General features: G+C 62.7%; 14 protein-coding genes. 11 read left to right on the top strand and 3 right to left on the bottom strand.

The genetic code is table 11. The features are described from left to right. Positions 1-175 precede the first annotated feature (175 nt). The 7 genes from V5F23_RS05820 to pdeM all read left to right on the top strand — a co-directional run bounded on the left by V5F23_RS05820 (position 176) and on the right by pdeM (position 7,774). Positions 176-958 carry a transporter substrate-binding domain-containing protein gene (locus V5F23_RS05820; RefSeq protein WP_042731520.1) on the top strand — a complete coding sequence of 261 codons (783 nt, stop codon included), beginning with the start codon at positions 176-178 and terminating at the stop codon, positions 956-958. A 58-nt stretch (positions 959-1,016) separates the two neighbouring features. Next, on the top strand, positions 1,017-1,745 hold the full coding sequence (locus V5F23_RS05815) for an ABC transporter permease (protein ID WP_042731521.1): 729 nt from the start codon (positions 1,017-1,019) through the stop codon (positions 1,743-1,745). Then, positions 1,742-2,452 (top strand): ABC transporter permease, encoded by a 711-nt coding sequence (locus V5F23_RS05810; RefSeq protein WP_042731522.1) that lies wholly within the window; start codon positions 1,742-1,744, stop codon positions 2,450-2,452. Before V5F23_RS05815 ends, V5F23_RS05810 begins: the two co-directional genes overlap by 4 nt. Positions 2,453-2,478: 26 nt before the next feature. Further along, entirely contained in the window at positions 2,479-3,597 is a 1,119-nt protein-coding gene (locus V5F23_RS05805) for a succinylglutamate desuccinylase/aspartoacylase family protein (protein WP_042731523.1), read from the top strand. Positions 3,598-3,610: 13 nt separating this feature from the next. Continuing rightward, on the top strand, positions 3,611-4,375 hold the full coding sequence (locus tag V5F23_RS05800) for an ATP-binding cassette domain-containing protein (protein ID WP_042731524.1): 765 nt from the start codon (positions 3,611-3,613) through the stop codon (positions 4,373-4,375). A 256-nt stretch (positions 4,376-4,631) separates the two neighbouring features. Then, the gene (locus V5F23_RS05795) at positions 4,632-7,118 is read left to right on the top strand and encodes a ligase-associated DNA damage response DEXH box helicase (protein ID WP_338497749.1); all 2,487 of its coding nucleotides are present in this window, start codon (positions 4,632-4,634) and stop codon (positions 7,116-7,118) included. Beyond that, positions 7,118-7,774 (top strand): ligase-associated DNA damage response endonuclease PdeM, encoded by a 657-nt coding sequence (gene pdeM / locus V5F23_RS05790; RefSeq protein WP_042731526.1) that lies wholly within the window; start codon positions 7,118-7,120, stop codon positions 7,772-7,774. The genes V5F23_RS05795 and pdeM overlap by 1 nt, the downstream gene beginning before the upstream one ends. Positions 7,775-7,787: 13 nt before the next feature. On the opposite strand, the gene V5F23_RS05785 is transcribed toward pdeM, so the two are convergent. Further along, positions 7,788-7,994 (bottom strand): hypothetical protein, encoded by a 207-nt coding sequence (locus tag V5F23_RS05785; RefSeq protein ID WP_003184748.1) that lies wholly within the window; start codon positions 7,992-7,994, stop codon positions 7,788-7,790. Between the two features lie 100 nt (positions 7,995-8,094). After that, entirely contained in the window at positions 8,095-8,661 is a 567-nt protein-coding gene (gene dcd, locus V5F23_RS05780; RefSeq protein ID WP_016965530.1) for a dCTP deaminase, read from the bottom strand. A gap of 353 nt (positions 8,662-9,014) precedes the next feature. Here dcd and V5F23_RS05775 point away from each other — a divergent pair, with 353 nt between their 5' ends. Continuing rightward, on the top strand, positions 9,015-9,224 hold the full coding sequence (locus V5F23_RS05775) for a cold-shock protein (RefSeq protein ID WP_002554837.1): 210 nt from the start codon (positions 9,015-9,017) through the stop codon (positions 9,222-9,224). A 198-nt stretch (positions 9,225-9,422) separates the two neighbouring features. Here the strand turns inward: V5F23_RS05775 and V5F23_RS05770 are convergent, their stop codons facing one another. After that, positions 9,423-10,430, bottom strand: coding sequence for a DUF481 domain-containing protein (locus V5F23_RS05770; RefSeq protein WP_042732366.1), 1,008 nt, complete (start codon positions 10,428-10,430; stop codon positions 9,423-9,425). 161 nt (positions 10,431-10,591) lie between these two features. On the opposite strand from V5F23_RS05770, the gene V5F23_RS05765 reads away from it, so the two are divergent. The 3 genes from V5F23_RS05765 to V5F23_RS05755 all read left to right on the top strand — a co-directional run bounded on the left by V5F23_RS05765 (position 10,592) and on the right by V5F23_RS05755 (position 14,393). Next, positions 10,592-10,945, top strand: coding sequence for an MGMT family protein (locus tag V5F23_RS05765; protein ID WP_042732365.1), 354 nt, complete (start codon positions 10,592-10,594; stop codon positions 10,943-10,945). A gap of 44 nt (positions 10,946-10,989) precedes the next feature. Further along, positions 10,990-12,549: an AmpG family muropeptide MFS transporter gene (locus V5F23_RS05760; protein ID WP_042732364.1), complete on the top strand. Its 1,560-nt coding sequence runs from the start codon at positions 10,990-10,992 to the stop codon at positions 12,547-12,549. 128 nt (positions 12,550-12,677) lie between these two features. After that, positions 12,678-14,393 carry a proline--tRNA ligase gene (locus V5F23_RS05755; protein WP_042732363.1) on the top strand — a complete coding sequence of 572 codons (1,716 nt, stop codon included), beginning with the start codon at positions 12,678-12,680 and terminating at the stop codon, positions 14,391-14,393. Positions 14,394-14,398: the final 5 nt, after the last annotated feature.

Genomic DNA, 14,398 nt, shown 5'->3' with positions numbered 1-14,398 from the left:
TACGATCTCTCCCGCGCACCAACGCGTTCCGCTTCCCGCTGCCAAAGCTTTTAAAACACTTGTTCGGCACTCTGGTTCGGAAATTGCTACCTTTATGCCGTCATACCGTTCTCGCCTTCACCGGTAACAATACTTACGCGCCATGGGCGCTCATATTGGTTTTAGGGATTGAATAATGAAAAAAACACTGCTGACCCTTTCTGCACTGGCGTTGTGCATGGCTGCTGGCGTCGCCACCGCCAAGGAATACAAGGAATTGCGTTTTGGTGTCGACCCTTCCTACGCCCCCTTTGAATCCAAGGCCGCCGACGGCAGCCTGGTCGGTTTCGACATCGACCTGGGCAATGCCATCTGCGAAGAGCTGAAGGTCAAATGCAAATGGGTCGAAAGCGATTTCGACGGCATGATCCCGGGCCTCAAGGCCAATAAATTCGACGGCGTCATCTCTTCGATGACCGTGACCCCGGCCCGTGAGAAAGTCATCGACTTCTCCAGCGAACTGTTCTCCGGCCCAACGGCCTATGTCTTCAAGAAAGGCTCGGGCCTGACCGAGGACAAGGCCTCGCTCAAAGGCAAGACCGTCGGCTACGAACAAGGCACCATCCAGGAAGCCTATGCCAAAGCCGTGCTGGACAAGGCCGGCGTCAAGACCCAGGCCTACCAGAACCAGGACCAGGTCTATGCCGACCTGACCTCCGGCCGTCTCGATGCGGCCATCCAGGACATGCTGCAGGCGGAGCTGGGCTTTCTGAAATCGCCTAAAGGCGCCGACTATGAAATCAGCAAGCCGGTGGACAGCGAACTGCTGCCGGCCAAGACCGCCATCGGTATCAAGAAAGGTAACAGCGAGCTGAAGGCGCTTTTGGATAAAGGTATCAAAGCGTTACACGACGACGGCAAATACGCTGAAATCCAGAAAAAACACTTTGGCGATCTGAATCTGTACAGCGGCAAATAATGCGCTGCGCCCATCCGGTTCCGGGTGGGCGCTTTTTTCCTGCCAAAGGCAATTTTCCATGTTCGAACAACTCCTACAAAATCTGGGGCTCTCGGCCTTCAGCCTGCAGGGCTTTGGCCCGCTGCTGATGCAGGGCACCTGGATGACCATCAAGCTGGCGGCCCTGTCCCTGCTGCTGAGCGTCGTGCTCGGGTTGCTGGGCGCCAGTGCCAAGCTGTCCAGCGTCAAACTGTTGCGAATTCCTGCCCAGCTCTACACCACATTGATTCGCGGCGTGCCGGACCTGGTGTTGATGCTGCTGATTTTCTACAGCCTGCAAACCTGGCTGACCTCCTTTACCGACTTCATGGAATGGGAATACATCGAGATCAACCCATTCGGCGCCGGGGTGATTACCCTGGGCTTCATTTACGGCGCGTACTTCACCGAGACCTTTCGCGGCGCGATCCTCGCGGTGCCCAGGGGCCAGGTCGAAGCCGCCACCGCGTACGGCCTCAAGCGAGGCCAGCGGTTTCGCTTCGTGGTGTTTCCACAAATGATGCGCTTCGCCCTGCCGGGTATCGGCAATAACTGGATGGTGATGCTCAAGGCCACCGCCCTGGTGTCGATCATTGGCCTGGCCGACCTGGTCAAGGCGGCCCAGGATGCCGGCAAGAGCACCTACCAACTGTTCTATTTCCTGGTACTGGCGGCATTGATCTACCTGTTGATCACCAGCGCCTCCAACTTCATCCTGCGCCGGCTTGAACGCCGCTACGCCGCCGGAGCCCGGGAGGCCGTGCGATGATCGAACTCTTGCAGGAGTACTGGCGACCGTTCCTCTACAGCGACGGCGTCAACGTCACCGGCCTGGCGATGACCCTGTGGTTGCTCAGCGCCTCGCTGCTGATCGGCTTCGTGGTGTCGATCCCGCTGTCCATCGCCCGGGTTTCGCCCAAGCGGTCCATACGCTGGCCGGTGCAGTTCTACACGTACCTGTTCCGGGGCACGCCGCTCTACATCCAGTTGCTGATCTGCTACACCGGCATCTACAGCATCGCGGCGGTACGCGCCCAGCCCGTGCTCGACAGCTTCTTTCGCGACGCCATGAATTGCACGATCCTTGCCTTCGCCCTGAACACCTGCGCCTACACCACGGAGATCTTCGCCGGGGCGATTCGCAGCATGAACCACGGGGAAGTGGAAGCGGCCAAGGCCTACGGCCTGACCGGCTGGAAGCTGTACACCTACGTGATCATGCCGTCGGCGTTGCGGCGCTCGCTGCCGTACTACAGCAACGAAGTGATTTTGATGCTGCACTCGACGACCGTGGCATTCACCGCTACCGTTCCTGACGTGCTGAAAGTGGCCCGGGACGCCAACTCGGCGACGTTCCTGACGTTCCAGTCATTCGGGATCGCCGCACTGATCTACCTGACGGTCACCTTCGCACTGGTAGGCCTCTTCCGCCTCGCCGAACGCCGATGGCTGGCCTTTCTCGGGCCGACCCACTAGGGCCCTGTTCCAGGACATACACCCACATGCGCCACCAGATCCATGACCTGCAGGCCCCCGTACCGGGGACCGCACGCAAGATCCACAGCTTTCACTTCGGCCCGGAAAAAGCCGCCGGCAAAATCTACATCCAGTCGTCCCTGCACGCCGATGAACTGCCCGGCATGCTGGTGGCCTGGCACCTCAAGCAGCGCCTGGCGGAACTCGAAGCGTCGGGCCACCTGCGCTACGAGATCGTGCTGGTGCCGGTCGCCAACCCCGTCGGCCTTGAACAAGTGCTGATGGACGTGCCGCTGGGTCGCTACGAAACGGAGAGCGGGCAAAACTTCAACCGCCGCTTCGTCGACCTGAGCGAAGAGATCGGCAACGAAATCGAAGAACTGCTCACCGACGATCCGCAGCACAACCTGATGCTGATCCGCACCAGCCTCCGCGATGCCCTCGCCCGGCAGACCGCCGGCACGCAGTTGCAATCGCTGCGCCTGGCGCTGCAGCGGCTGGCCTGCGACGCCGACATGGTGCTGGACCTGCACTGCGACTTCGAAGCCGTGGCCCACCTGTACACCACCCCGCAAGCCTGGCCGCAGGTCGAGCCGCTGGCCCGCTACATCGGCGCCGAGGCCAGCCTGCTGGCCACTGATTCGGGCGGCCAGTCGTTCGACGAGTGCTTCACCCTGCTCTGGTGGCAACTCAAGGAACGCTTCGGCGAGCGGTTCGAGATCCCCCTGGGCAGCTTTTCGGTCACCGTGGAATTGCGCGGCCAGGGCGACGTCAACCATGGGTTGGCGAGCCTCGACTGCCAGGCGCTGATCGAATACCTGATCCGCTTCGGCGCCATCGACGGCGAACCGATGCCCATGCCCGAGCTGCCCTATCCCGCCACGCCGCTGGCCGGTGTCGAGCCGGTGGCGACGCCCGTGGGTGGCCTGCTGGTCTACAGCGCACTGCCTGGCGAATACCTGGAGGCGGGCCAGTTGATCGCGGAAATCATCGACCCGATCAACGACACCGTCACCCCCGTTCATTGCCGTAACGCCGGGCTCATGTACGCCCGTTCGCTGCGCCGCATGGCCACCGCCGGCATGGTGATCGCCCATGTCGCCGGTGCCGAAGCCTACCGCAGCGGCTACCTACTTTCGCCTTGAGGATGCCTGTTCCATGTACAAACTGACCATCGAAGGCCTGCACAAAAGCTACGGCGAACACGAGGTGCTCAAAGGCGTTTCGCTCAAGGCCAAGACCGGCGACGTCATCAGCCTGATAGGCGCCAGCGGCTCGGGCAAGAGTACCTTCCTGCGCTGCATCAACTTCCTGGAGCAACCCAACGACGGCGCCATGAGCCTGGACGGCCAGGCAGTCCAGATGATCAAGGACCGCCACGGCATGCACGTGGCCGATGCCGATGAACTGCAGCGCATCCGCACACGCCTGGCCATGGTGTTCCAGCACTTCAACCTGTGGAGCCACATGACCGTGCTGGAAAACATCACCATGGCGCCACGCCGGGTGCTGGGGGTCGACCGGCAGGAAGCCGAGGCCCGTGCCCGTCGCTACCTGGACAAGGTCGGCCTGCCCGCGCGAGTCGCCGAGCAGTACCCGGCGTTCCTCTCCGGCGGCCAGCAACAGCGCGTGGCCATCGCCCGCGCCCTGGCGATGGAGCCGGAGGTGATGCTGTTCGACGAGCCCACCTCGGCGCTGGACCCGGAGCTGGTGGGTGAAGTCCTGAAGGTGATCCAGGGCCTGGCCGAGGAAGGCCGGACCATGATCATGGTGACCCACGAAATGAGCTTCGCCCGCAAAGTCTCCAACCAGGTGCTGTTCCTGCACCAGGGCCTGGTGGAAGAGGAAGGCGCGCCGGAAGACGTGCTGGGCAACCCCAAGAGCGAACGGCTCAAGCAGTTTCTCAGTGGCAACCTGAAGTAATTCACTCTGTTGGTTTGGAACACAGTCCTGTGGCGAGGGGATTTGTCCCCGTTCGAGTGCAAAGCACTCGCTTCAGGACCGCTCCGCCGCGAAGCGTTTGGGATTGCTTCGCAATCCAACGGGGATAAATCCCCTCGCCACAGGTCCTTTGTTGTGGCTGGAAATTGCCGGAGCTCTCCGCCACGCAGGAAGCATTAAACCTTTCCACCGCCGCCGTGGTCTTTGAAACAGGACTTCCAGGGCGCGCGCGGCAGGCATGGCGACATCCAACGACTTCGCAAGACAGTGGTTCAGTGCCCGGGGCTGGAAACCGTTCGCCTTTCAGAAACAGGTGTGGACCGCGGTCAAGCGAGGGGAGTCCGGGTTGCTGCACGCCAGCACCGGTGCCGGCAAGACCTACGCCGTCTGGTTCGCGGCCCTCAACCGCTTCGCCCGCCCCGCGCCACCGCCCGACAAGCCGCGCAAGCGCAAACCGCCGGCCGAACCGCTGACAGTGCTGTGGATCACGCCGATGCGCGCCCTGGCCGCCGACACCGGCAAGGCCCTCGAAGCGCCGTTGGTGGATTTGCAACTGCCCTGGAGCGTCGGCCTGCGGACCGGCGACACCGGTGCCAGCGAGCGGGCCCGGCAAAGCCGGCGCCTGCCCACGGCCCTGATCACCACGCCCGAGAGCCTGACGCTGATGCTCGCCCGCGCCGATGCCCAGGCGGCCACATCGACGCTGCGCATGGTGGTGGTGGATGAATGGCACGAGTTGATCGGCAACAAGCGTGGCGTGCAGTTGCAATTGGCGCTGGCCCGTTTGCGCCACTGGCATCCCGACCTAATCGTCTGGGGCGTGTCCGCCACGCTGGGGAATCAGGAACACGCCGAGCAGGTGTTGATCCCCCGGGGCGATGGGATCAACGTGCAGGGCGCCGACAGCAAGGCCCTGCGGGTCGACACCCTGCTGCCGCCTACCTTGGAACGCTTTCCCTGGGCCGGGCATATCGGCCTGAAGATGCTGCCCCAAGTGGTGGCAGAGATCGACGCCAGCAGCAGTTGCCTGGTCTTCACCAACACCCGCGCCCAATCGGAAATCTGGTACCAGGCCATCCTTGAAACCAGGCCCGACTGGGCCGGGCTGATCGCCCTGCACCACAGTTCGCTGTCCCGCGACACCCGGGATTGGGTGGAACGCGCACTGAAGGAAGGCCAGCTCAAGGCGGTGGTCTGCACCTCCAGCCTCGACCTGGGGGTGGATTTCCTGCCGGTGGAACGGGTGCTGCAGATCGGCTCGGCCAAGGGCGTGGCCCGGCTGATGCAACGGGCTGGACGCTCCGGCCATGCGCCGGGACGGACCTCACGGGTCACCCTGGTGCCGACCCACAGCCTGGAGTTGATCGAGGCCGCTGCCGCCCAGGACGCCGTGGCCCAACGGCGTATCGAGCCCCGCGAATCGCCCCACAAACCCCTGGACGTGCTGGTGCAACACCTGGTCAGCATAGCCCTGGGCGGCGGTTTCGTGCCCGAAGCGCTGTTCGAGGAAGTGCGCGGCGCCTGGGCCTATCGCGACCTGAACCCGGCCGAATGGGCCTGGGCCTTGGCCTTCGTGCGCCACGGCGGCCTGTCGTTGACCGCCTACCCCGACTACCGTCGGGTCGAACCGGATGAGCACGGCATCTGGCGGGTCCCCGACGCCCGCTTGGCCCGGCGCCATCGCATGAGCATCGGCACCATCGTCAGCGATGCCAGCCTGCAATTGAAATTCTGGAGCAAGGGTGGTGGCGGCAAGACCCTGGGCAGCGTGGAAGAAGGCTTCATCGCCCGCTTGCGGCCCGGTGACGGCTTTCTGTTCGCCGGGCGCCTGCTGGAACTGGTCCGGGTCGAAGACATGACCGCCTATGTGCGCCGCAGCCAGGCAAAAAAAGCCGCCGTGCCGCGCTGGAACGGCGGGCGCATGCCGCTTTCCAGTGAACTGGCCGCTGCTGTCGTGGCCCGCCTGAGCGAAGCGGCCCAAGGCCGTTTCGAAGGCCCGGAGATGCAAGCCGTGAAGCCGTTGCTATTGACGCAACAACGCTGGTCCGGCTTGCCCACGCAGGGCTCGCTGCTGGCGGAGGCGCTCAAGTCCCGGGAAGGCTGGCACCTGTTCCTGTACCCGTTCGCCGGCCGCCAGGTTCATCTGGGGCTGGCGAGCCTGCTGGCCTGGCGGGTGAGCCGGCAACAGCCGGTGACGTTTTCCATTGCCGTGAACGATTACGGCCTGGAACTGCTCAGTGCCACGCCGGTGGACTGGTCGGTGTGCCTGACGCCTGGGCTGTTGAGCACTGATCACCTGCTGGCCGACGTACTCGCCAGCCTGAACGCCGGCGAGTTGGCCTTGCGCCGCTTTCGTGAAATTGCCCGCATCGCCGGGCTGGTATTCGCCGGTTACCCCGGCGCGCCCAAGAGCACGCGCCAAGTCCAGGCCTCCAGCGGCCTGTTCTTTCAAGTGTTCAAGCAATACGACGCCGACAACCTGCTGCTGGCCCAGGCCGCGGAAGAAGTCTTGCGTGAAGAATTGGATATCCGTCGACTGGAGCAGACCTTGGAACGCCTCAACGCCTTGACGCTGGACCTGCATGTCATCAAGCGCCCTACCCCGCTGGGATTCCCGCTGTTGGTGGAGCGTTTCAGGGAAAGCATGAGCTCGGAAAAACTCGCCGATCGCATCCGCCGGATGGTGAGCGAACTCGAAAAAACCGCCGATCGCGGTGACGCCTGATGCCCGCGCCCTACCCCGTCAACCTGGCCGGTGAAGCACTCTGGCTGCTGCCGGAAAAAGCCGTCTACTGGCCCGCCCAGGAAACCCTGATGGTGGCCGACGTGCATTTCGGCAAGGCCGCCGCCTACCGCAGCCTCGGCCAGCCGGTGCCCCATGGAACCACCGCCAGCAACATCGAGGTTCTGGATGACCTGCTGGCGCGCCTGCCCTGCCGGCAGTTGATCTTCCTCGGGGATTTTCTCCACGGCCCGGGCTCCCACGCGCCAGGCACCCTCAACGCCCTGGCCGACTGGCGCGGCAAGCATCCGCACCTGGCGATGACGCTGATTCGCGGCAACCATGACAAGCGGGCCGGCGACCCGCCCGCCGCGCTGAACATCCGCGTGGTGCCGGAGCCTTTGCTGCTGGGCCCTTTCGCCGTACAGCACGAACCCGATCCCCATCCCAGCCGACACGTCCTGGCCGGGCATGTGCATCCGGTCTATCACTTGAGGGGCAAGGGCCGGCAACGCTTGCGCCTGGCCTGCTTCCGGCTGGGCAGCGACATCAGCCTGCTACCGGCCTTCGGCGCGTTCACGGGGGGCTATCGGGTCGAGCAGGACAACGATTGCAGGATTTTCGTCATTGGCGATAACGAAGTATGGCCCGTCAATTGACGGGCCATACGGATCAGGCAACGGGCGCTGGAGGCGGCTCATCCGGCAGGGTGGGCTCGCCGGGCTCGGTGGGCTGTTCGTTGGGAGTATCGGGATCAGGCTGGCCGGGGATACCACCCGCCGCTTCAACGGGATGGGCTAGCAATGACCAGGCCATGACGCCAATCTGATTGGGCTCAAGCCTTGCCAGTTCGGCACTGATTCGCGGATCGATCTTCATAGAGCAACTCCTGAGCGAAGGCCCGTTTCGCTGACGCAAAAACGGGCAGTACACCCAATAGAGTGTCTGCCCGCCCAGGAATTCCCACTGTTCGTCAGAATCAGGTCCGCGGCAGTGTCACGCCGCGCTGGCCCTGGTACTTGCCGCCACGGTCCTTGTAGGACACTTCGCACTCCTCATCGGATTCGAGGAACAACATCTGCGCCACACCCTCGTTGGCATAGATTTTCGCCGGCAGGGTCGTGGTGTTGGAGAATTCCAGGGTGACGTGGCCTTCCCACTCGGGTTCCAGCGGCGTGACGTTGACGATGATGCCGCAGCGAGCATAGGTGCTCTTGCCCAGGCAGATGGTCAGGACATTGCGCGGAATGCGGAAGTACTCGACGGTACGGGCCAGGGCGAAGGAGTTCGGCGGGATGATGCAAACGTCGCTCTTGATGTCGACGAAGCTTTTCTCATCGAAGTTCTTCGGATCGACGGTGGCCGAATTGATGTTGGTGAACACCTTGAATTCGTCGGCGCAGCGCACGTCGTAGCCATAGCTGGAGACGCCGAAGGAAATCAGCCGGTCGGGGCCTTCGCCACGCATCTGGCGCTCGACGAAGGGCTCGATCATGCCGTGCTCTTGCGCCATGCGGCGAATCCACTTGTCCGATTTGATGCTCATGGCGGGTTCCTGAATAGCGAGGTGGAAAAAAGACGTCCGGCATCTTACCGGGGCATGGGGCCGGGTTCAAAGCGCGGGACGCAAATCTCGCCGATCCGCCGGGATTTCCAAGGGCTGGCGCCCCGCGCCTTGGCCGTCAGTCACCAAAACCGAGAAACCTTCGCAAAGACCATTGGCACGTTCCGGAAAAAGGGTTAAGGTGGCGTCACTGTGCTGCTTGTGTCACTGAGAATCTCTACACGATATGTTGAATTTCGATCCAACCATCTACAAGAATTTTTCCTGCTCTTTGCACTCAGTCTCGGCCAGGGTTCTTCCTGAGTCGCAGTTATCTTTGTTCAAGGAGTTACACCATGTCTAATCGCCAAACCGGTACCGTTAAGTGGTTCAACGATGAAAAAGGCTTCGGCTTCATCACTCCACAATCCGGTGACGACCTGTTCGTTCACTTCAAAGCTATCCAATCCGACGGCTTCAAAAGCCTGAAAGAAGGCCAACAGGTTTCTTTCATCGCTACCCGCGGTCAGAAAGGCATGCAAGCTGAAGAAGTACAAGTTATCTAACTTGTCCTTGCTTTAGTAAAAGGCCCCGCCCTCAAAAGCGGGGCTTTTTTGTGCCCGAGTGTTTTGTTCAAGCGCATAAAAAACCTGTGGGAGCGAGCTTGCTCGCGAAAGCGTTGTACCAGCCACCATAAAAGGTACTGATCGAACGCTTTCGCGAGCAAGCCCGCCCCCACAGGAGAGGATGGCTTCAGGCCGGCGTTACCAGGTCACGCCAAACCCCGCTGTATAGCGGGTCTTGCTCAGGTCGCTGTCCTCGGTCCCGTCGATGACATCCTTCTCGGCCTTGAGGTTGAGCGACGCCCAATCGGTGACCTTGTAGCGCAGGCCCATCTCGGCGTCGTAGGCGTACTCGGCCACGCCGGACAGCGGCTTGCCCACCTCGCCATTGGTGAAGAACTCGACACGCTTGCCAATCAGGTAGCGGTTGTAGTCCCACTTCATGGCCACGGAATAGAAGTTGTCCTTGCCACCGTCCCGGTACTCGTAGTCCGTGCGGTTGAGCAGCGAACCCAGCGAGAACGCCCCCAGCTCGTCGTCCCAGAACTGGTAGCCCGGACCGGTACCCACCACGCGTTGACGGGCCAGGTCCTCGACCTTGTCACGCTTGTAGTTGAGTCGCCCCTGCCAGAACCACTTATCCGTCAGGAACCGGTCCAGGGAGTATTCCAGGCGCCAGTTGTCGGTCGACACCACGTCATCCTGGAACTCGCGGTTGTATTCGCCTTCGGCGTTATGCCGCCATCGGCCATGGCGCGCCGAGGTCTTGAAGTCGATGTCGTAATCGTCGGTATCGTTTTCCGCGCGCTTGTAATCCAGCGCGGCATCGATATTGCCTTTCCAGACGAGGTCTTCGACCACCGGCTTGGGCTTGAGGATCTGCTGGATACTGGCCAGCTCGACGGTCTTGGGCGCCTCGCCATTGGCCAGCGTCACCTTGCCATCCTCGGCCGCGTGCAGCGCCTTGGCCTTCTCGCCGGTGTAGGCATCCTGTTTGACCAGCAGTTGCTGGTCGCTCTCCAGGGTCTTGACCTGTTTCCAATCAATGGGAACCGCCCCGGCGTAATCGGTCTGGATCAGCAATTTGCCGCCATCGAAAACGGTGATCTTGCCGCTGAGCTTGTCGCCGTTCTTCAACCAGACAGTGTCGGCGAGCAAGGGCATGGAGGCGCTGGTAACAGCTAGGCATAGCAGGGTTCTGGACAACATAAGCGTATAAAGAGCTCAAGTTTGCGATAAAAAGGCGGCATTATCCCCCAGGACGACACCTTAGGAACGACTGACCCGAGTATTTCGAATGAGTTCATTTCTCAATCGTCCCTGTAGGAATTAATCTACAGACGGGCACTACCTCATCAGGAATCCAACCCGTGACCGATACCCCAGCGGCGCCCGAGAATGCCGCCCAGATTCGCCGCACCACCCTGTACCTGACCCTGGCCCAAGTGCCCGCCGGCAAGGTGGTCACCTACGGTCAACTGGCTGAAATGGCGGGCCTGGGCCGGGCTGCGCGCTGGGTGGGGCGCACTCTCAGCCAACTGCCGGACGACACCAAGCTGCCCTGGCACCGGGTCCTGGGCGCCGGCGGTCGGATCAGCCTGCCGGTGGGCAGCGCGTCAGGGGACGAACAACGCGCGCGCCTGCGCACGGAAGGGATCAGTGTCCTGAACAATCGTGTTGATATTCAGCGCCATGGCTGGCGCCCGGTAGAGCACAGCGGTTAGAGTGCGCGCTTTGTTTTCGCAATTTTTGAGGCAGACTCCAGCCCATGCCCCGTAAAACCTGGCGCGCCGCCCTCGCCGCCTATGCCAGTCCCTCGACGCTCGTGCTGTTGCTGCTTGGCTTCGCTGCCGGCTTGCCGTACATGCTGGTGTTTTCCACGCTTTCGGTCTGGTTGCGCGAGGCCGGCGTGGCTCGCGAAACCATCGGTTACGCGAGCCTGATCGGCCTGGCGTACGCCTTCAAATGGGTCTGGTCGCCGCTGCTCGACCAATGGCGCCTGCCGCTCCTGGGCAAGCTCGGGCGCCGCCGCTCCTGGCTGGTGCTCTCCCAGGCACTGGTGATCCTGGGCCTGGTGGGCATGGGCTTCTGCGACCCACAAAAACACCTGTCCTGGCTGATCGCGATCGCGGTGCTGGTCGCCTTTGCCTCGGCCACCCAGGACATCGCCGTCGACGCTTACCGCCTGGAGATCGCCGACGACACCCGCCAGGCGGCCCTCGCCGCCAGCTACATGTCCGGCTACCGCGTCGCCGCGCTGCTGGCCACCGCTGGCGCGCTGTTCTTCGCCGAAGGCTTCGGTTCCACCGGCTTCAGCTACAAGCACTCGGCCTGGGCCGGCACCTACCTGCTGTTCGGCGTGCTGATGGTGCCGGCGCTGCTCACCTCGCTGTTCATGCGCGAACCGCCGGTGCCGTTGCGCACCCAGTTGCAAGCCGGGCGCTACACCTTTGCCCATCAACTGGCGTCGGTGTTCGTGCTGATCATCTTGCTGGTGTCGGTGCCGGCGATGTTCACCCAGCTCTACAACACCGATTTTGCCAGCGTGCTGTTCGAGGGCGTCAGCCTGCTCGACCTGCTGCTCGAAGACCGCGCCTTCCTGCGGGCCATCCTCTATATCATCCTGACCTCCCTGTGCCTGTCGGCCATGGGCCGACGCGGGCTGGCGCCCGTGCTCACGCCGGTCAACGACTTCATCCTGCGCTACCGCTGGCAGGCCTTGCTGCTGCTGGGCTTGATCGCGACCTATCGGATGTCCGACACGGTGATGGGGGTCATGGCCAACGTCTTCTACATCGACCAAGGCTTCACCAAGGACCAGATCGCCAGCGTCAGCAAGATCTTCGGCCTGATCATGACCCTGGTCGGCGCCGGCATGGGCGGCCTGCTGATCGTCCGTTTCGGCATCCTGCCGATCCTGTTCATCGGCGGCGTGGCGTCGGCCGCCACCAACATCCTGTTCCTGATGCTCACCGACATGGGCGCCAACCTGAAGATGCTGATCGTCACCATCTCCCTGGACAATTTCAGTTCCGGCCTGGCGACTTCGGCCTTCGTCGCCTACCTGTCGAGCCTGACCAACCTGAAATTCTCCGCTACCCAGTACGCCCTGCTCAGCTCGATCATGCTGTTGCTGCCGCGCCTGATCGGTGGTTATTCGGGGGTGATGGTGGAGAAGTTCGGCTACCACACCTTCTTCCTGATCACCGCCCTGCTCGGCGTGCCAACCCTGGTGCTGATCGCCCTGCACTGGTTTCAGGAGAACCGGCGCCAGCAGGCGGCGCCAGCCGCGGAGCCGACGCCGACCCGCCCGGCGCAAGAGTCGTAGGAAACGTCAGCAGACGCCGTTGAAACCGGCGTTTGCACCCGGCGACCGCCCACGCGCCTGTACGCCAGGGCATCTCGCCCGTACAATGCTCCGTCACTTCTCGTCTCAGCAACCGACAACGGCCAACCATGCGCACCAGTCAATTTTTGCTCGCCACACAGAAAGAAACGCCTTCCGACGCCGTCGTGATCAGCCATCAGTTGATGCTGCGTGCCGGCATGATCCGCAAACTCGCCTCGGGCCTGTACACCTGGCTGCCGATGGGCCTGCGGGTCATGCGCAAGGTCGAAGCCATCGTCCGCGAAGAAATGGACGCCGCCGGCTCTCTGGAAGTGTTGATGCCGAGCACCCAACCGGCCGAGCTGTGGCAGGAATCGGGGCGCTGGGAAGAGTATGGCCCTGAGCTGCTGCGCATCAAGGACCGTCACGGTCGCGACTTCTGTGCAGGCCCGACCCACGAAGAAGTGATCACCGACCTGATGCGCAACGAGTTGAGCAGCTACAAGCAGCTGCCCATCAACCTGTATCAGATCCAGACCAAGTTCCGCGATGAGATCCGCCCACGCTTCGGCCTGATGCGCGGCCGCGAGTTCATCATGAAGGACGCCTATTCGTTCCACGCCGACCTGGCTTCATTGCAAGTCACCTACGACCGCATGCACCAGGCCTACTGCAACGTGTTCACCCGCCTGGGCCTGAAATTCCGCCCAGTGGAAGCCGACAACGGCTCGATCGGCGGCGCCGGCTCCCACGAGTTCCACGTGCTGGCCGAGTCTGGTGAAGACGACATCGTCTTCAGCAATGGCTCCGACTACGCCGCCAACATCGAGAAAGCCGAAGCCGTGCCACGGGAAACCTCCCGCGCCGCGCCGAGCGAAGACTTGCGCCTGGTGGACACGCCGAACGCCAAGACCATCGCCCAACTGGTGGAAGGCTACAACCTGCCGATCGAACGCACCATCAAGACCCTGATCGTGCGGGCAGAAGAAGCCGGCAAGCTGATTGCCCTGATTGTCCGTGGCGACCACGAGCTGAACGAAATCAAGGCAGCCAACCAGCCAGGCGTCGCCAGCCCGCTGGTCATGGCCACCGAGGCCGAACTGCGCGACGCCATCGGCGCCGGTGCCGGTTCCCTTGGCCCGCTGAACCTGCCGCTGCCGATCATCATCGACCGCTCGGTTGAACTGATGAGCGACTTCGCCATCGGCGCCAACCAGGACGACAAGCACTATTTCGGCGTGAACTGGGAACGCGACCTGCCGGTGCCCACCGTGGCCGACCTGCGCAACGTCGTGGCCGGCGACCCGAGCCCGGACGGCAAGGGCACGCTGGAAATCAAGCGCGGCATCGAAGTCGGGCACATCTTCCAGCTGGGCAACAAGTACAGCAAGGCGATGAAGTGCGAAGTGCTGGGCGAGAACGGCAAGCCGGTCACCCTGGAAATGGGTTGCTACGGCATCGGCGTGTCCCGCGTGGTCGCCGCCGCCATCGAGCAGAACAACGACGACAAAGGGATCATCTGGAGCGACACACTGGCGCCTTTCCAGATTGCCCTGGTGCCGCTGCGCTACGAGACCGACCTGGTTCGCGAAGCCACCGACAAGCTCTACGCCGAACTGACGGCTGCCGGCTTCGAAGTGCTGCTGGATGATCGCGACAAAAAAACCAGCCCCGGCATCAAGTTCGCGGACATGGAACTGATCGGCATCCCGCACCGGATCGTCGTCAGCGACCGCGGCCTGGCCGAAGGCAACCTGGAATACAAGAGCCGCACCGAGGCCGAGCCGCAAGCGCTGCCGGTCGCCGACGTGCTGTCTTTCCTCCAGGCCCGTATCCGCCGCTGAGACCA

The organism is Pseudomonas sp. WP18 (genome assembly GCF_036689585.1).
GTDB classification, from domain to species: domain Bacteria; phylum Pseudomonadota; class Gammaproteobacteria; order Pseudomonadales; family Pseudomonadaceae; genus Aquipseudomonas; species Aquipseudomonas chlororaphis_E.
Note: the sequence above shows the minus strand (reverse complement) of the source record. Positions and strands in the feature narration are given on the sequence as shown.